The 17,344-nt window shown below is 68.5% G+C and carries 17 protein-coding genes; 10 read left to right on the plus strand and 7 right to left on the minus strand.

Annotated elements, in window-relative coordinates:
- Positions 1 to 28: 28 nt before the first annotated feature.
- On the minus strand, positions 29 to 1,498 hold the full coding sequence (locus tag AB0J64_RS04120; RefSeq protein ID WP_364020285.1) for an ATP-binding protein: 1,470 nt from the start codon (positions 1,496 to 1,498) through the stop codon (positions 29 to 31).
- Positions 1,499 to 1,567: 69 nt separating this feature from the next.
- Entirely contained in the window at positions 1,568 to 2,395 is an 828-nt protein-coding gene (locus tag AB0J64_RS04125; RefSeq protein WP_364020288.1) for a helix-turn-helix domain-containing protein, read from the minus strand.
- Here AB0J64_RS04125 and AB0J64_RS04130 point away from each other — a divergent pair.
- Positions 2,394 to 2,948, plus strand: coding sequence for a TIGR03086 family metal-binding protein (locus AB0J64_RS04130; RefSeq protein ID WP_364020291.1), 555 nt, complete (start codon positions 2,394 to 2,396; stop codon positions 2,946 to 2,948). The two genes, AB0J64_RS04125 and AB0J64_RS04130, sit on opposite strands and share 2 nt — an antisense overlap.
- Positions 2,949 to 3,032: 84 nt before the next feature.
- Entirely contained in the window at positions 3,033 to 3,695 is a 663-nt protein-coding gene (locus AB0J64_RS04135; protein WP_364020294.1) for a DUF6461 domain-containing protein, read from the plus strand.
- A 249-nt stretch (positions 3,696 to 3,944) separates the two neighbouring features.
- Here the strand turns inward: AB0J64_RS04135 and AB0J64_RS04140 are convergent, their stop codons facing one another.
- Positions 3,945 to 4,292 (minus strand): darcynin family protein, encoded by a 348-nt coding sequence (locus AB0J64_RS04140; RefSeq protein ID WP_364020297.1) that lies wholly within the window; start codon positions 4,290 to 4,292, stop codon positions 3,945 to 3,947.
- A 39-nt stretch (positions 4,293 to 4,331) separates the two neighbouring features.
- Between AB0J64_RS04140 and AB0J64_RS04145 the strand changes: the two genes are divergently transcribed.
- Positions 4,332 to 4,961, plus strand: coding sequence for a helix-turn-helix domain-containing protein (locus AB0J64_RS04145; RefSeq protein ID WP_364020300.1), 630 nt, complete (start codon positions 4,332 to 4,334; stop codon positions 4,959 to 4,961).
- 160 nt (positions 4,962 to 5,121) lie between these two features.
- On the opposite strand, the gene AB0J64_RS04150 is transcribed toward AB0J64_RS04145, so the two are convergent.
- From AB0J64_RS04150 to AB0J64_RS04160, 3 genes are read right to left on the minus strand one after another with little or no spacing between them, the layout of a single operon-like run.
- The gene (locus AB0J64_RS04150) at positions 5,122 to 5,862 is read right to left on the minus strand and encodes a succinate dehydrogenase/fumarate reductase iron-sulfur subunit (protein ID WP_364020303.1); all 741 of its coding nucleotides are present in this window, start codon (positions 5,860 to 5,862) and stop codon (positions 5,122 to 5,124) included.
- Positions 5,859 to 7,784, minus strand: a complete 1,926-nt coding sequence (locus AB0J64_RS04155) for a fumarate reductase/succinate dehydrogenase flavoprotein subunit (protein ID WP_364020306.1) — start codon at positions 7,782 to 7,784, stop codon at positions 5,859 to 5,861. Before AB0J64_RS04155 ends, AB0J64_RS04150 begins: the two co-directional genes overlap by 4 nt.
- Positions 7,784 to 8,533, minus strand: a complete 750-nt coding sequence (locus AB0J64_RS04160; RefSeq protein ID WP_364020308.1) for a succinate dehydrogenase cytochrome b subunit — start codon at positions 8,531 to 8,533, stop codon at positions 7,784 to 7,786. Before AB0J64_RS04160 ends, AB0J64_RS04155 begins: the two co-directional genes overlap by 1 nt.
- A 134-nt stretch (positions 8,534 to 8,667) precedes the next feature.
- Between AB0J64_RS04160 and AB0J64_RS04165 the strand changes: the two genes are divergently transcribed.
- The 7 genes from AB0J64_RS04165 to AB0J64_RS04195 all read left to right on the plus strand — a co-directional run bounded on the left by AB0J64_RS04165 (position 8,668) and on the right by AB0J64_RS04195 (position 15,981).
- Positions 8,668 to 9,597 (plus strand): LysR substrate-binding domain-containing protein, encoded by a 930-nt coding sequence (locus AB0J64_RS04165; RefSeq protein ID WP_364020311.1) that lies wholly within the window; start codon positions 8,668 to 8,670, stop codon positions 9,595 to 9,597.
- A 33-nt stretch (positions 9,598 to 9,630) separates the two neighbouring features.
- Positions 9,631 to 10,764 (plus strand): fused response regulator/phosphatase, encoded by a 1,134-nt coding sequence (locus tag AB0J64_RS04170; protein WP_364020314.1) that lies wholly within the window; start codon positions 9,631 to 9,633, stop codon positions 10,762 to 10,764.
- A complete protein-coding gene (locus AB0J64_RS04175; protein WP_364020317.1) occupies positions 10,761 to 11,906 on the plus strand; it encodes an ATP-binding protein in 1,146 nt (381 codons plus the stop codon). Before AB0J64_RS04170 ends, AB0J64_RS04175 begins: the two co-directional genes overlap by 4 nt.
- A complete protein-coding gene (locus AB0J64_RS04180; protein WP_344992669.1) occupies positions 11,899 to 12,348 on the plus strand; it encodes a response regulator in 450 nt (149 codons plus the stop codon). Before AB0J64_RS04175 ends, AB0J64_RS04180 begins: the two co-directional genes overlap by 8 nt.
- Positions 12,349 to 12,535: 187 nt before the next feature.
- A complete protein-coding gene (locus AB0J64_RS04185) occupies positions 12,536 to 13,321 on the plus strand; it encodes a hypothetical protein (protein ID WP_344992672.1) in 786 nt (261 codons plus the stop codon).
- Positions 13,322 to 13,333: 12 nt separating this feature from the next.
- Positions 13,334 to 15,232 carry a fumarate reductase/succinate dehydrogenase flavoprotein subunit gene (locus tag AB0J64_RS04190; RefSeq protein ID WP_364020321.1) on the plus strand — a complete coding sequence of 633 codons (1,899 nt, stop codon included), beginning with the start codon at positions 13,334 to 13,336 and terminating at the stop codon, positions 15,230 to 15,232.
- A complete protein-coding gene (locus AB0J64_RS04195; protein WP_349448478.1) occupies positions 15,229 to 15,981 on the plus strand; it encodes a succinate dehydrogenase/fumarate reductase iron-sulfur subunit in 753 nt (250 codons plus the stop codon). The genes AB0J64_RS04190 and AB0J64_RS04195 overlap by 4 nt, the downstream gene beginning before the upstream one ends.
- A 45-nt stretch (positions 15,982 to 16,026) precedes the next feature.
- Here AB0J64_RS04195 and AB0J64_RS04200 read toward each other — a convergent pair whose 3' ends face one another.
- Positions 16,027 to 17,331 carry a hypothetical protein gene (locus tag AB0J64_RS04200; protein WP_364020324.1) on the minus strand — a complete coding sequence of 435 codons (1,305 nt, stop codon included), beginning with the start codon at positions 17,329 to 17,331 and terminating at the stop codon, positions 16,027 to 16,029.
- Between the last annotated feature and the right edge of the window lie 13 nt (positions 17,332 to 17,344).

Genomic DNA, 17,344 nt, shown 5'->3' on the forward strand with positions numbered 1-17,344 from the left:
TCCGGCCGCGTTCCTCTCGGCGCGGCAATCACTCGCCGGAATACATGCGGCCCAGGTCGATGAGCTCCACGTCCGCGCGCGCCCGCGCTGCCTCCGTCAAGTCGTCGGTGAATCCGGGCCTTGCGAACAGCAGCAACTTGGGCTGCTTGTCTATCCGGGCGTCGGGGAGCAGCGCGCGCAGATGCTCCAGCCTCTGAAGCTGGGAGACGTCCATGGGCGTGAGAGTGGCCTTGGCCTCACCGATCGCGATGATCCGATCAGAAGCGAAGGAATTGGTCTCTGTCACCACGACGTCGAGCTCATGTCCCTTGCGGTGCGTCCGGCACGGGATGTCGGTCGGGCGTACGGCACTGGCGACCCCGCCGAGCGTGTCGCTCGATGCATGCTGGAAGCACCACTCTCGGGCGAGGTCTTCGAAGTGGGGGCCGTAGATCTTTGACGCCACCGTGTCGGCGTTGGCCTGCCAGACGCGCGCGGCCTGGCCGCTGACGAGCTCGGGCTCGCGGCGCTGCGTGATCAACTGGTGGAGGCGGACGATCGGCTCGGCGATCCTGAAGACGCTCCGCTTGTCGCGCAACGCATCGTCGACCTGCTCGACGAGGCCGATGCTCTGCAGCCCGTTCAGCAAGTGGGCCAGCGCGCTCGCAGGACGACCGAGGACGGCGGCGATCTCGGAGCGACGCTGGTTGCCCGCACTTATGGCGCTCAGCGTGGCCGCGTACGAAGTGGGATCGGAGATCGAGGGCTCCTCCCGAAGGAGCAACCCGCCTTCGCGGAACATCGCCGAGGCGGGATTCAGCAATCGCCGCTGCACCCATCGATCGAAGCCATCGAGATCGGCAGGACCTGATCCGCCACACATCTCCAGGTAAGCGGGGGTGCCGCCGACGAGGGCATGCACCCGGAAAGCCAGCTCCGGGTCGCCGGTCAGGCCCCAGAAAGCAGCGGCATCGCGAAACCCGAAAGGACGCATGATCAGCTCGAGCACCGCTCGTCCACGCAGCGGCGCGCCTCCGCCGAGCAACTGGGCCATCGTGGTCAAGGCGCTGCCGCAGAGAATCAGCCGCGTACGAGTGCGCTCCTTGGCGTATCCCGTCGGGCTCAACGCCTGCTGCAGGTAGGACGGCAACGCCGGCGTCGCGGAGACCAGGTAGGGGAATTCGTCGACGATCACTGGCGTCGCCCGCTCTTCGCCGAGACGGAGGAGTTCGTCGAGTCCTTCCCGCCAGTTGGCGAACGAGACCGCCTGGCGCAATCCGCGATAGGCCGCGTAGGCGGCGCCAAGGTCGGCCAGATTCTGCGTCTCTGTCTGCTGGGTGGCGGCGAAGAGCATGCCGCCCGTTTCCTGTGCGAGCAGCTCGAGCATGAGGGTCTTGCCCTGACGGCGACGCCCGTAGACCAGGCCCAAGGTGGCACCGTTCGCCGGAGCGGTGACGAAGTCGGCCAGTTCTTCCCACTCCGTGGCACGCCCGAACAGACGCTCCGGTTTGCCAAGCAACGCCCGTCACCTCCGACCAATGGTAGCTCCGACTATGATAGCTGCACCTATAATTGTTGACGGCTTGGATCAGGACTGGCTTCTGAGCTTGGCGTATGCGGCGGGTGGCATGCCGACAGCGGCGGTGAAGTCCCGGGTCAGATGGGCCTGGTCGGTGTAGCCGAGCTCGGCGGCCAGCGTGGCGAGGTCGAGGCCCTGGTAGATCCGCTCCGCGGCCTCGTGCAGGCGGAAGCGGCGGATCACCCACTTGGGGCCGATGCCCACATAATCCCTGAACAGCCGCTGCAGCGAACGCACCGACCGCCCGGATCTGGCGGCCAGCTCGTCGACCCTGGTTACGGACACGTCGTTCTCCGCCATCGCCACCAGCGCCGCGACCTCTTCCGCCAGCGGATCCCGTTCCGGCTTCCGGCTCAGCAGGAATCTCTCGATGAGCGCGATGGCCGCCGGAGCGTCGGCCTCTGCCAGGACCTGCTCGACCAGGGTCGCGCCCGCCGTGCCGTACATGTCTGCGATCTCCACGAAGCGGCCCGTCAGCTGGGACACCGGACCGCCAAGGAACGGCCGGAAGCCGCCGGGGCGGAAGCGCGTGCCGACCACGCGGCCGCTGTCCCGCATCGTGTAGGAGAACCCGCCCCTGATCACTCCCGCGATCCGGTGGAAGTCCCGGGTGATCGTCATGTTCACGGTGGGATGGGAGACGATGCGCTGTTCGTACGGCTCGGCGAGGTCGGTCCACGTGACGACCCAGAAGTGACTCACGTACGCCGAAATTTCAGGCGATGGCGCCTGCCGGGCGAAATCAAAGGCTTTGAGCCCCGCGTACGGGTTGACCCAGCCGCGCTGTCGCGTTTCTACAAGCCGTGCCTCGGGCAGACGGGGCACCATGGCTGCCATGGAAGACATGATTCCGCTGATGACGCGTGCCACCGAACGGACCGTGGGGTTGGTGCGCGCGGTGCGGCCGGAGCAGCTCGGCCTCCCGACGCCCTGCGCGAATTTCGACGTCAAGGGCCTGATCAACCACCTCGAGTGGGTGGCGGAGCTGTTCGAGTCGCTGGCGCGCACGGGGCCGCGGGTCGAGCAGGGGCCGTACGCGGGCGACTTCCACGATCGAGCGGAGCGCACGCTGGCCGCCTGGTCGCGGCTCGAGACGTGGGAGGGGACCAGTCCCGCCATGGGTCTGCCGATGGGGGTGCTGGCCCACATGTACCTCGTCGACATGGTCGTACACGGCTGGGACCTGGCCAGGGCCACGGGCCAGGAGTACGAGCCGGAGCCTGCGGCCGTCTCCCGGGCGCTGCACTTCACCGACCAGATGGTGGAGATGGGCAGGCAGCGCGGCGCCTTCGGGCCGCCGGTGGCGGTGCCGGACGACGCCCCCGAGTTCGACCGCCTGCTCGGCGTCATCGGCCGGGATCCGGCCTGGAAAGCACAGGTGCCCGCGTAGAGAACCGCCCGAGGGGCCGGCGACCGCTTCGGCTCGGCGGGCGATCTCGGCTGAATGTCGGTACGGCCTGCCACCATGGCCCGCATGACGACAGCCGACCCCTTGGCCCCGTTCCAGTGGGTTGACGTGCCCGAGGGCGCGGGCGGCGGCCCACTGGGCGTGATCTTCAGCGTGGCCTTCTTCCGCGGGCTCGAGCCGGCGGAGGTGGTGCGCCGCTTCAGCCGCGGCGAGGACTCCGGCCAGGAGTCGGACTTCGACGGGCTCGACGACAAGGCCTACGAGTTCGTCAACGAGACGGCAGGCGGGGACGGCGGCGGCTACGTGGGCGTCTTCCAGGCCGGCGAGTGGTGCGTGGCCGTCGAGCCCTACGGCTGGATGGTCACGCTCCACGAGGTGGTGACCAGGCTGTCACGAGGCTGCGAGGTGCTGGCGGCCACCCGGCACGATTACGCCGCCGAGCACAGCTTCGAGTACGCGATCGACGGCACGATCGTCACCGGCTACCGGCTGCGGCACCCGTACGAGCGTTACGGCTCCGACCCTGACCGGCTCAACGCCTTCATGCGGGAGCTGGGCATGGGGCTGGACGAGCCTGAGGACGATGCCGCGTGGCACGCCGCCTGGGAGGACAACCATCAGACCGCCGTGCCGAGGGCCTTCGCCCTGGCGGCGAAGGTCACCGGGGTGCCGTTCACGCCGGACATGCTCGACCGCCCGCTGCTCGTAGGGCCCATCACGGAGAGATGATCACCTTGTGGCGTCCGGCCGCACCCGCATGGCGAGGGCCGCCATGGTCAGCGTTGACCTGCCGATGCACTGCGGTCGGTGACGCGGCGCAGGTGCGGGGCAGGCGTGTCGAGGTGCCTATCCGCCCCGATGGGCGGCAGCTGACTCGACGAGGCCGGCAGCCTCCAATGCGTCGAGCACGTTCGCGTCATAGATGACTACAAAAGCCATTTTCAGCAGCCCAGCTCTTGGCCGAGCGCGTGATCATCTCTAGACGGCGGCGCTCTCGTAGTCGCGATAGCCGTCCTCGATGCCCGTCAGGATGCGCTCCAGCCGGAAGTAGGGCGTCGCGAACAGGACACTGTCGCGCAGGGCCTCGAACAGGTGGTTCCATATCCGCAAGTCGGAGGTCTCGGCGATCAACACGTCACTGCAGTCGGCGGTGAACGACTCCGTGTCGATCCACCTCACCCGCACGTCCTGATAGGCACGCAGCACAGGCTCAAGTGAGGCCACGACCGCGCGGCGCCGCTCACGATCGAGAGCGAGCCAGGCCGGTAGAGCAGTCAACTGCACGACGATCACCCAACGAATTTCTGTAGCACTCGCTTCACTCATGTCCCGAACTATATATGTAGCGACTGGTACAGTAAAGGCATGGCTCGACCGATCGACAGTGCCCGCCGCGCCGAGCTGCTGGACGCCACGATGCGCTACGCCGCCGAGCATGGGGTGGCCACACTCTCCCTGCGCCCGCTCGCGGCCGCGCTGGGTACGAGCTCCCGCATGCTCATCCACTACTTCGGTAGCAAGGAGGAGCTCATCGGGCAGGCGCTCGCCGCGGCGCGGCCTGACATCCCCGCCCTGCTCGCCGAACGGCAGCAGGCGGGTCACTCGCCCGCCGAGATCGCAACGGCTCTGTGGTGCGATCTCACGACCGGTGGCGAGCAAGAGCCCCGCACTCGCCTGCTGCTTGAAGTGATGGCGCTCGCCGCCACCCAGCCCGACCTGTACGGCCGGCACGCGGCCGACGCCGTCAGCCAATGGGTCACCCCGCTCGCGCACAGCTTGCACACGGCGGGCCGCGACTGGCGGGATGCCCTAGCCAGGGCGACGATGCTGGTCAGCGGCCTGCGCGGGCTCGCCTTGGACCGCTACGTCACCCGCGACCGGCAACGCACGGACGACGCCGCCCACCTGCTCATCCGCACCGCGACAGCGGACGGCATCGCTCCAGCTCCTCAGCGCAGTCAGCTGAACGGCGCCGAAGGCCGGCTGAAGCCATGACACCACGGTGCGGCTTGCAGCGGCTGACGTTGGCACAGGGAAAAGGACAGCCTGAGCCCCGAGCGCGAAGCGCCTCCATAGGGAAGACCTCTGGCTCGGGGCGGGCGTCGGACGGCCCACCACCCAGATGGGCAACGGGCGGGTGGAGCCGCGCGACCTACTACTTGGCGTTGGCTTTCAGGTAGTCGGCGTTCATGCGGGCGATCGTGTCCAACGGGATCCCCTTCGGGCACACCGCCGTACACTCCCCCGTGTTCGTGCAGCCGCCGAACCCCTCCGCGTCCATCTGGTCCACCATGGCCTTGGCGCGCGAGAGGCGTTCCGGCTGGCCCTGGGGCAGGAGGCTCAGGTGGGTGATCTTGGCGGCGGTGAAGAGGGAGGCCGAGCCGTTGGGGCAGGCCGCCACGCAGGCGCCGCAGCCGATGCACGTGGCCGCGTCGAAGGCCGCGTCCGCGTCCTCCTTGCGTACCGGGACGCTGTGGGCGTCCGGGGCCGAGCCGGCCGGGACGGAGACGAAGCCGCCCGCCTGGATGATCCGGTCGAAGGCGCTGCGGTCCACGACCAGGTCCTTGACGACCGGGAAGGGGGCCGCGCGCCACGGCTCGATGGTGATCTCGGCGCCGTCCTCGAAGTGGCGCATGTGGAGCTGGCACGTCGTCGTGGCGCGCTGCTCGCCATGGGCGACGCCGTTGATGACCATGCCGCACATGCCGCAGATGCCCTCGCGGCAGTCGTGGTCGAAGGCGATCGGGTCGTCGCCCTCCAGGATGAGGCGCTCGTTCAGGACGTCGAGCATCTCCAGGAAGGACATGTCCGGGGAGATGTCCTCGACCTTGTACGTCACCATCCGGCCGGAGTCGGCAGGACCGCTCTGACGCCAGACCTTAAGGATCAGATTCACTTGTAGCTCCGCTGGCTCATCTTGACGTACTCGTACTCGAGCGGTTCCTTGTGCAGCACCGGCTCACCGGAAGGCGAGAACTCCCAGGCCGACACGTGCGCGAAGTGCTCGTCGTCGCGCAGCGCCTCGCCGTCGGCGTCCTGGGACTCGGCGCGGAAGTGGCCGCCGCAGGACTCCGTGCGGACCAGGGCGTCCAGGCACATGAGCTCGGCCAGGTCGAAGAAGTCGGCGACGCGGCCGGCCCGCTCCAGCACCTGGTTGAGCTCCTCGGCGGTCCCGGTCACCTTGACGTTGCGCCAGAACTCCTCGCGCAGCTCGGGGATGCGCTCCAGCGCCTTGCGCAGCGACTCCTCCGTGCGCTCCATGCCGCAGTAGTCCCACATGAGCTTGCCCAGCTCGCGGTGGAAGGAGTCAGGGGTACGGTCGCCGTTCACGGCCAGCAGCCGGTCGATCTTCGAGCGGACCTTGATCTCGGCCTCCGCGACGGCCTCCTCGTCCACGTCGCCGAACGGCCCGGCGGCCAGGTAGTCGCCGAGCGTGGTCGGAAGGACGAAATATCCGTCGGCCAGGCCCTGCATCAGCGCCGACGCGCCGAGGCGGTTCGCGCCGTGGTCGGAGAAGTTGGCCTCACCGATGACGAAGAGCCCCGGGATGGTCGACTGCAGGTCGTAGTCCACCCAGAGCCCGCCCATCGTGTAGTGGACGGCCGGGTAGATGCGCATCGGCACGTCGTACGGGTTCTCGCCCGTGATGCGCTCGTACATCTCGAACAGGTTGCCGTACTTCTTCTCCACGGCGTCGCGCCCGAGACGGTTGATGGCGTCGCGGAAGTCCAGGTACACGCCCAGACCGCCAGGACCGACGCCGCGACCCTCGTCGCAGACGTTCTTGGCGGCGCGGGAGGCGATGTCGCGCGGGACCAGGTTGCCGAAGGCCGGGTAGATCCGCTCCAGGTAGTAGTCGCGCTCCTCGTCCGGGATGTCCCCGGGGGCCCGCGTGTCGTTCTTGCGCAGCGGCACCCACACGCGGCCGTCGTTGCGCAGCGACTCCGACATCAGCGTCAGCTTCGACTGGTACTCGCCGGAGACGGGGATGCAGGTCGGGTGGATCTGCGTGTAGCAGGGGTTGGCGAAGTACGCGCCGCGCTCGTGCGCCCGCCAGATCGCCGTCGTGTTGCAGCCCTTGGCGTTCGTGGACAGGAAGAACACGTTCCCGTAGCCGCCCGAGGCGAGCACCACGGCGTCGGCGATGTGGCGCTCGATCTCGCCGGTCACCATGTCACGCACGATGATGCCGCGCGCCCGCCCGTCGGAGACGATCACGTCGAGCATCTCGTGCCGCGTGTACATGGTCACGGTCCCGGCCGCGACCTGCCGCTCCAGCGCCTGGTACGCGCCGAGCAGCAGCTGCTGCCCCGTCTGGCCGCGGGCGTAGAAGGTACGGGAGACCTGGGCGCCGCCGAACGAGCGGGTGTCCAGCAGGCCCCCGTACTCGCGGGCGAAGGGCACGCCCTGCGCCACGGCCTGGTCGATGATGTTCACCGAGACCTGGGCGAGGCGGTAGACGTTCGACTCGCGGGCGCGGAAGTCGCCGCCCTTCACCGTGTCGTAGAAGAGGCGGTAGATGCTGTCGCCGTCGCCGCGGTAGTTCTTCGCGGCGTTGATCCCGCCCTGCGCGGCGATGGAGTGCGCGCGGCGCGGGGAGTCCTGGTAGCAGAACGACTTGACGTTGTAGCCCAGCTCGCCCAGCGTCGCGGCGGCCGAGCCGCCCGCCAGGCCGGTGCCGACCACGATCACGTTGAGCTTGCGCTTGTTGGCGGGGTTGACCAGCTTCGCGCTGAACTTCCGCTTCTCCCACCGCTCTTCGATGGGCCCCGCCGGAGCCTTGGTGTCCCGGATCTCCGGGCCTTCCGAGAACTTCATCACTTCACAACTCCGAACGTGATCGCGAGCGGCGGGGCCAGGAAGCCGACGACCAGCACGATGGACAGCAGCCCGGCGACGGGCCGGAGAGCCTTGTCACGCGTGCGGTTGGCCCAGCCGAGCGTCTGGAAGGCGCTCCAGATGCCGTGCCGCAGGTGCAGCCCGACCATGACGACGGCCAGCAGGTAGATCAGGGTCACCCACCACCGGGACGCGTCGAAGCCGGCGATCATGCGGTCGGCGGGGGCGGAGTCGTACCCCTTGGGGTTCACGACGCCGAAGGTCAGGTCGAGCAGGTGCCAGATGACGAAGAGCAGGATCGTGAGGCCGCCGAACCGCATGATGTGCGTGGCGTAGCCGTTCGCCTGCGACTTCTTGGCGACGTACTTGACCGGCCTGGCGCGGTGGGCCCGCCGCGCCAGCGAGATGGCGGCCCACATGTGCAGGACGACCGAGACGACGAGCCCGATCTCGAGCACCGTCAGCACCGTCCGGTACGGCGCGATCGGCTCGAGGAGCGTGCGCAGCGCGTGGGCGTACTCGTTGAACGAGTCCTTGCCGAGGAAGATCTTGAGGTTCCCCAGCATGTGGAGGACGAGGAACGACACCATCACGGCACCCGTGACGGCCATGACGACTTTCTTGCCGTTCGACGAGCGCAGGAACCCCTCGGGCCTCCTGCTCGTTGGAGCCTTCTTGGGAGCTGGAACAGGCGCGGTGGCAGCGCCGCGCTCTATCGTGGCAGTCACATCTTCAGAAGCTAGGTATCCAGCAATGATCCGTCCAAGTCATGATGGGTCTGGTTTCGATAGCCTGTGGCTATGATCCTTGGTTTGCACGGTCACGCAGACCCAGGACAGGCACGCGGTGCGAGGAAAATCACATGCAGTTGCAGCAGCTCGCGTACTTCGTCGCCGTCGCGGAGGCCAGGCACTTCACCCAGGCCGCCGAGCGCATGAGGGTCGCGCAGCCGTCGCTCAGCAAGCAGATCAAGGCCCTGGAGGCCGATCTGGGCGCCCCGCTCTTCTCCCGGGCGCGAGGCAACGTCACGCTGACCGCCGCCGGCGAGGCCCTGCTGCCGCTCGCCCGCCGGATCCTCGCCGACGCCGACACCGCGAGGCAGGAGGTGGCCCAGCTCGCCGGGCTCCGCAGGGGCCGCGTACGGCTCGGTGCCACGCCCTCGCTCTGCGCCGGGCTGCTGGCCGACGCGCTGGCCCGCTTCCACCGCGCGTACCCGGGCATCGAGCTGCTGGTGGAGGAGGGCGGCTCGCGTGACCTGATCAGGGCGCTGGCCCGGGGGCAGCTCGACCTGTCGCTGATCATCATGCCGCTGCAGAGCGACGACCCCGCGCTGGTGACCGAGGAGATCCTGCGGGAGAATCTCGTGGTCGTCGCGCCTTCGCACGAGCGGTTGAGGGGACCGTACATGGAGATCGAAGCCCTGCGCGGGCGTCAGATGGTCATGTTCAGGCGCGGCTACGACCTGCGGGAGGCCACGCTGGCGGCGTGCCGGCAGGCGGGGTTCGAGCCCAGGTTCGCGGTGCAGGGCGGCGAGATGGACGCCGTGCTGAGGTTCGTGGAGGCGGGGCTGGGCGTGGCCGTGGTGCCCTCGATGGTGCTCGACGGCCGCCCAGGGCTCTCGGGCACGCCACTCGCGCCGCCCGGGCTCAGCCGTACGATCGCGCTGGCCCACCGCAAGGACGTCGAACCGACCAGGGCCGCCCAGGCGTTCAGGGAGACCCTGCTGTCGTTCGTCGTCGAGGCCGGTCACGAGGGCACGCTTCCGCAAGGGGTGGAGCTCATCGCAGAATGAACATCGACAGGCCCGACTCCAGGTGAGGCGTTTGTGACAGCACATCTCTCAGAAACGCTGACGCTGCTTCTCATCGAGGACGACGACGGCGACGCCTTCCTCGTCGAGGAGCTGCTCAACGAGGCCGACGCGCCGCCGAAGATCTTGCGGGCGCGCAGCCTGCAGGAGGCCAAGGCCAAGCTGACGCCTCAGATCCAGTGCGTGCTGGTCGATCTCTCGCTGCCCGACGCGACCCGGCTCGAGGCGCTGGAGGAGGTGCTGGCGCTGGCTCCGCACGCCGCCGTGCTGGTGCTCACCGGTCTCCGCGACGCGCACGTGGGCGTGGCCGCCGTGCAGGCGGGCGCGCAGGACTACCTGGTCAAGGGGGACATCGACGCGCGACTGCTGGCCAGGGCGATCAGATACTCGATGGAGCGCAAGCGGGCCGACCTGGCGCAGCTCAGGCTCGTGGAGGCGGAGCTGACGGCCAAGGAGAACTCCAGGCTGCAGAGCGCCCTGCTCCCCGGCCCCCTCCTGGACACCCGGGCGATCGAGCACGTCACCCGCTACCTGCCTGGCAGCGGCGGGACGCTGGCCGGCGACTTCTTCGACACCGTGCAGACCCCCGACGGCTCGGTGCACGTCGTGATCGGCGACGTGTGCGGCCACGGCCCTGACGAGGCCGCGCTCGGCGTGGCGCTGCGCATCGCCTGGCGCACGCTGGTGCTCGCCGGCCAGACGGGCGACACCCTGCTGCGCACGCTCGACGCGCTGCTGCGGGCCGAGCGCCAGGCCCCCGAGATCTTCACCACCCTGTGCATGGCCACGATCACCGCTGATCTGCGGTCGGCCAGGATGCGCGTGGTCGGGCACCCTCCACCCGTGCTCGTGCGCGACGGCGCCATTCAGGTGGTGGACGGCACCCCCTCCGGCCCGCCGCTCGGGATCTTCGCGGACGCGGAGTGGCCGGTGATCGACGTGCCACTGGGCGAGGATTGGTCGATGATGCTCTACACCGACGGCCTGATCGAGGCGACCGTGGGCGAGCGCGACGAACTGCTCGGCGTCGACGGCCTGCTCGACCTCGTACGCGAGCACGGCACCATAGATCTCGACCGGCTCATCACCGGGGTGGGCAAGCTGAGCGACGACCTCGCTGTGGTCCTGGTCCGGAGGAGGAGATCGTGAACATCACCCCGCTGCCTCCCCCCAAGGAGCCGACCGGGCTGGGCAGACTGCCGGTGGCCCGCTGGTTCCTGATCATCGGGGTGGTCGCCGGCGGCGTGCTCCTGGCCGGGATCGTGGTCGCGATGATGATGAGCTCGCGCGCCCGCGAGCTGGCGAAGACGCCCGCCGTCGAGGCGCAGCTCGCCCGGCTCAACGTGGCGCTGATCGTGCTCTTCGCGGCGATGCTCGTGTTCGTCGCGGCGCTGGCGTTCATCATCCGGTACGCCGTGCTGAAGCCCGTCGACCAGCTCGCCGAGCAGGTGCGCAGGGTCGCCGCCGGCGACTTCGACCACACCCTGCACGTCGACAGGCCGGCCGAGCTGGCGGAGCTGTCCAGCCACATCGACTCCATGCGGGGCCGCATCGTGTCGGCCTGGCGGACGGCCTCCGACCAGGCCGAGGAGCTGCGCAGGTCCAACGGGGAGCTGGAGCAGTTCGCGTACGTGGCCAGCCACGACCTTCAGGAGCCGCTGCGCAAGGTCGCCAGCTTCACGCAGATGCTGGAGCAGCGCTACGGCTCCCAGCTCGACGACCGGGCCAAGCAGTACATGCACTACAGCGTCGACGGCGCCAAGCGCATGCAGCTGCTGATCAACGACCTGCTCGACTTCTCCAGGGTCGGCCGGATCACCGGCGAGAAGTCCGTGGTCGAGTCGGGCGCGGCACTCGACGCGGCCCTGGAGAACCTGTCGGGCACGATCGAGGACACCGAGGCCACCGTCACCAGGGACGAGCTGCCCAAGGTCAGGGGCAACCGGATGCAGCTCACCCAGCTGTTCCAGAACCTGATAGAGAACGCCGTCAAGTTCCGCTCCGAAGCGGCTCCGCGCGTCCACATCGGCGTGAGCAGGTCCGGCGACATGTGGGAGTTCAGCTGCGCGGACAACGGCATCGGGGTCGAGCCCAAGTACGCTGACCGCATCTTCCTGATATTCCAGCGGCTCCACCCCCGCGACGTCTATCCGGGCACTGGCATCGGACTGGCTCTGTGCCGCAAGATCGTCGAATATCACGGCGGACAGCTCTGGCTCGACGGCAGTGCGGAGAGTCAGGGCGCGACGTTCCGATGGACCTTGCCGGCGGCTGGAGACGACGATGAATGACGGGCGTCCGATCGAGGTGCTCCTGGTGGAGGACGACCAGGGCGACATCCTGCTGACCAAGGAGGCCTTCGACTTCAACAAGGTGCGAAACCGGCTCAACGTGGTCAACGACGGCGAGCAGGCGATGGCGTACCTCCGCAACGAGGACGGTTACACCGACGCGCCGCGCCCCGACCTCATCCTGCTCGACCTCAACCTGCCCAGGATGAGCGGCATGGAGGTGCTGGCGGAGGTCAAGGCGGACGTCGCGTTGCGGACGATCCCGGTGGTGATCCTGACGACCTCCGAGGCGGAGGAGGACATCCTGCACAGCTACCGGCTGCACGCCAACGCGTATGTGTCCAAACCGGTGGACTTTGAGCAATTTATCCGGGTTGTCCGGCAAATCGATGATTTTTTCGTGACAGTGGTTAAGTTGCCCGCCAAGGGGCAGCGCTCCTGACGGGCCTACGTGACAGGAATCACAGCAAGTCATCGAAATTGTGAGTGACCCCGCTCACAATTTTCCATGCTGTCGTCGTAACGTATCCCCCACCAATGCGCGCCTGAGCGGCTACCGCACGCGCGCCCAGCGAAACGAAACCACGGACCCCATGCGCGATGGTCCGCGGGAGGTGGAGAGGTCCGCGATGACCCAGACGACGCCCGAAGCCCCTGTCAGAAGGCAGCGAGCGCAAGTCAAGGTGCGCACGCTGCGCACGGACAGATGGTGGCTGGTCCCGCTGCTGACATTCCTCGGGCTCAGCTCGTTCCTTGTCTATGGCGTGTGGGCGATCATCGATAACAGCTATTTCGTCGATCCCTACATAGCGCCGTTCGCCTCGCCGTGCCTGGCGACGTCGTGTCCCGAGGGGGCACGGCTGTTCGGCCTGGCGCCGTTCGGCGACTGGTACGCCCTGCCGCCGGGCCTGCTCATCCTGGGCCTCCCGGGCGGGTTCCGGCTTACCTGCTACTACTACCGCAAGTCCTACTATCGCTCCTTCTGGCTGTCACCGCCGGCGTGCGCCGTTCAGGAGCCGCACGGCAAGTACACGGGTGAGCGGCGCTTCCCGCTGATCATGCAGAACATCCACAGGTACTTCTTCTACGCGGCCATCGTGGTCGGCCTGATCCTGGCCTACGACGCCGTCCTGGCGCTCGTCCACAAGCCGATCGGCCTGGGCACCTGGGTTCTGATCGTCAACGCGATCCTGATCAACGCCTACACGCTGTCGTGCCACTCCTGCAGGCACATCACCGCGGGCAGGCTCAACCACTTCTCCCGTCACCCGCTGCGCTACCGGGCCTGGACGTTCGTCTCCAAGCTCAACGCCAAGCACCAACCCCTCGCGTGGGCCTCGATGTTCTCCGTCATGGGCGCCGACCTGTACGTCCGCCTGGTGGCCAAGGGCATCATCGCCTTCCCGTACGCGTAAGGACCAGCTTCAGTGGAAAACTCGCTTAACACAGAGCGTCACGAATACGACGTCGTCGTCATCGGCGCGGGCGGCGCCGGCCTGCGGGCCGCGATCGAGGCCCGCCAGCAGGGCAAGCGGACGGCGATCGTGTGCAAGTCGCTGTTCGGCAAGGCCCACACGGTCATGGCCGAGGGCGGCGCGGCCGCCGCGATGGGCAACGTCAACTCCGACGACAACTGGATGGTGCACTTCCGTGACACCATGCGGGGCGGCAAGTTCCTCAACAACTGGCGGATGGCCGAGCTGCACGCCAAGGAGGCGCCTGACCGCGTCTGGGAGCTGGAGGCCTGGGGCGCTCTGTTCGACCGCACCAAGGACGGCAAGATCAGCCAGCGGAACTTCGGCGGGCACGAGTACCCGCGGCTCGCACACGTGGGCGACCGTACCGGGCTGGAGCTGATCCGCACGCTGCAGCAGCGCGTCGTCGCGCTCCAGCAGGAGGACTACGAGAAGCACGGCGACTACGAGGCCTACATCAAGGTCTTCGCCGAGTGCACGGTCACGCGGCTGCTCAAGGACGGCGACCGGATCTCGGGCGCGTTCGGCTACTGGCGCGAGACCGGCAACTTCGTGCTCTTCGACGCCCCGGCCGTGGTCCTGGCCACCGGCGGCATCGGCAAGTCGTACGTCGTCACGTCCAACTCCTGGGAGTACACCGGCGACGGCCACGCCCTGGCCCTGCTCGCCGGCGCCAATCTGATCAACATGGAGTTCATCCAGTTCCACCCCACCGGGATGGTCTGGCCGCCGTCCGTGCGCGGCATCCTCGTCACCGAGTCCGTACGCGGTGACGGCGGCGTGCTGCGCAACTCCGAGGGCAAGCGCTTCATGTTCGACTACATCCCTGACGTGTTCAGGGACAAGTACGCCACCACCGAGGAAGAGGGCGACCGCTGGTACACCGACCAGGCCAACAACCGGCGCCCGCCGGAGCTGCTGCCGCGTGACGAGGTGGCCCGCGCGATCAACGCCGAGGTCAAGGCCGGTCGCGGCTCACCGCAGGGCGGCGTGTTCCTCGACGTCTCGACCCGGCTGCCCGCCGAGGAGATCAAGAAGCGGCTGCCGTCGATGCACCACCAGTTCAAGGAGCTGGCCGACGTCGACATCACCGCCGAGCCCATGCAGGTGGGCCCGACCTGCCACTACATCATGGGTGGCGTCGAGGTGGACGCCGACACCGGCGCCGCGGCCGTCCCGGGGCTGTTCGCCGCGGGCGAGGTGTCCGGCGGCATGCACGGCTCCAACCGGCTGGGCGGCAACTCGCTCTCCGACCTGCTGGTGTTCGGGCGCCGGGCGGGCGCGGGCGCGGCGGCGTACGTCGACTCGCTGGAGTCCAGGCCCAGGCTCCTGCCCGAGCTCGTGGAGGAGGCGCGCGAGGAGGCGGTGGCGCCGCTCGGACGCGACGGCGAGAACCCGTACGAGGTCCACCACGAGCTCCAGCGGACGATGAACGACCTGGTCGGCATCATCCGCAAGGCCGAGGAGGTCTCCGAGGCGCTCCAGGTCGTGGAGAAGCTCAAGGAGCGCGTGCGGCTGGTCGGCGCGGCCGGCTCCCGCATCTACAACCCCGGCTGGCACCTCGCCATCGACCTGCGCAACATGGTGCTGGTCTCGGAGTGCGTGGCACGCGCCGCGCTGCTGCGCGAGGAGAGCCGCGGCGGGCACACCCGCGACGACTTCCCGGGGATGAACCCGGAATGGCGCCGCAAGCTGCTCGTCTGCTCCACCGAGGACGGCTCCGCGGTCACGGTCGAGGAGAAGCTCCAGCCGACCATGCGCGACGACCTGATCACCCTGTTCGACAGGGACGAGCTGAAGAAGTACCTCACCGACGAAGAGATGGCCGAGTTCGACGGGATTTCGAAATGAGCTACAAGGCGAAGTTCAAGGTCTGGCGCGGTGAGGGCGGCGAGGGCAAGCTCGAGGACTTCACCGTGGAGGTGAACGAGGGCGAGGTCGTCCTCGACATCATCCACCGGCTCCAGGCCACACAGGCCCCCGACCTGGCGGTGCGCTGGAACTGCAAGGCGGGCAAGTGCGGCTCGTGCAGCATGGAGATCAACGGCAAGCCGCGGCTGGGCTGCATGACCCGGATGTCCACCTTCGAGGAGGACGAGACCATCACGGTCACGCCGATGCGGACGTTCCCGGTCATCAAGGACCTCGTCACGGACGTCTCCTTCAACTACCAGAAGGCCAGGGAGGTCCCGTCCTTCACACCTCCGGCCGGCGTCCAGCCCGGCGAATACCGGATGCAGCAGGTCGATGTCGAGCGGTCCCAGGAGTTCCGCAAGTGCATCGAGTGCTTCATGTGCAACAACGTCTGTCACGTCATCCGCGACCACGAGGAGAACAAGGCCAACTTCTCCGGCCCCCGCTTCCTCATGCGGATCGCCGAGCTGGACATGCACCCGTACGACGTGGCGGACCGGCAGGAGGCGGCGCAGGACCAGCACGGGCTCGGCTACTGCAACATCACCAAGTGCTGCACCGAGGTCTGCCCCGAACACATCAAGATCACCGACAACGCGCTCATCCCGATGAAGGAGCGCGTGGTGGACAGGAAGTACGACCCGCTGGTGTGGCTCGGCAACAAGATCTTCAAGCGCGCGAAGTAGTCACACACGAATGAGGGGGGCTGGATGTCCAGCCCCCCTCTCGTTTCACTTCTTACGGCCCCAGCGCCTGCGCTTGGGGTCAGGCATCTCCTTGGTGGGCTCCGAACCCTGAGCCCGCTCCTGCGGCGCCTGTGGCAGCGGCTGGACGGCGGTCACGTCCGCGTCGGGAGCCAGGTAGGGCGGCGGCTCGTACTCCTGCTGCCGGGACGCGGGCGGCTCGAACATGGACTGGCCCTGCCACGGCTCCGAGTCGCCGGTCTCCGCCGCCGAAGCCGGCCCGAGCGGGCGCTCCTGGCCTTCGCTCTCGTACGGGCCGGAGCCGCCCGGCGGGATGTCCGCCGGCGGCTGCACCGGCGGGACCAGCGGCTCGAACGGGTCGCGGTAGTCCTTGGCCTTGGGCGGCTCGTGGCTGAAGGAGTCGAACTCGTCCGGGTGCAGCACCACGGGCTCCGCCGCGGCCTCCTGCGCGTACCCCTGGGGCGGGTACTGGGGCGCGTACTGGGGCTCCTCGTAGACCGGGGGGACAGGCCCCGCCGGATACGTCTGCACCGGCACGAAGCTGATGATCGGCGCGTACGCCGTGCCGCCCGGGTACCCGGGGGCGGGGAAGCCGGCCGTGGTGTAGTAACCGGGCCCGGCGGGATAACCCCCGGTCGGAGGCGCGTCAGGGCGTACCGGCTGCGGTCCCGCCTTGCGCACGGCCGCCGCGTGGGCCATCCTGCGCAGCCGCCCCTCGAAGATCAGGACGGCGAAGAGCGCGAGCAGGACCAGCACCAGCGCCGGGATGCTGAGCTTCTGCGCCAGCGACTTCTGATCGAACTCCGGCGCCGCGTTGCGCAGCTCCAGCGGCACCTCCTCGGAGGAGGAGGCGGGCTGCGTCTCGGTGGGCGTCGGAGTGGCGGTGGTCGCCGTCTCGATCGGCGCGATCGACGGCATGTCGACAGAGGCCTCGACAGAGGTGCTCGGCGCGGCGGTCGTCTCAGGCACCTCGGCGCTCTGCGTGGGCAGGGGCTGGAGGTTCTGCGTGGAGACGGTCGGCGGGGTGGTGGCCGGGGCCGGGGCCGACGTGGTCTTCTTCGGCGTGGGGGTCTTGGTCGGCTTCTTCGGAGTCGACGTGACGGTCTTGGTGATCGTCGTCTCGGGCTGCTCGGGCTCCGGCGTGCCCGCCGTCTCCGTGACCGTCACGGTGGTCTCGGGGTCGCAGAACTCGCCGGCGTCGCACGGATCGACGGGGTCGTACGCCGACACGGAGGCGCTCGCGCTCTGCACGATGAACGGGGTCACTCCGGCGCCGGCTAACCCCAGCGCCAGGACGATAGCGGACAGGGCCGTCGCTCGCGTGCGTGCCACCGGTGCCCTCCGC

The organism is Nonomuraea sp. NPDC049695, from assembly GCF_040674955.1.
GTDB lineage: Bacteria > Actinomycetota > Actinomycetes > Streptosporangiales > Streptosporangiaceae > Nonomuraea > Nonomuraea helvata.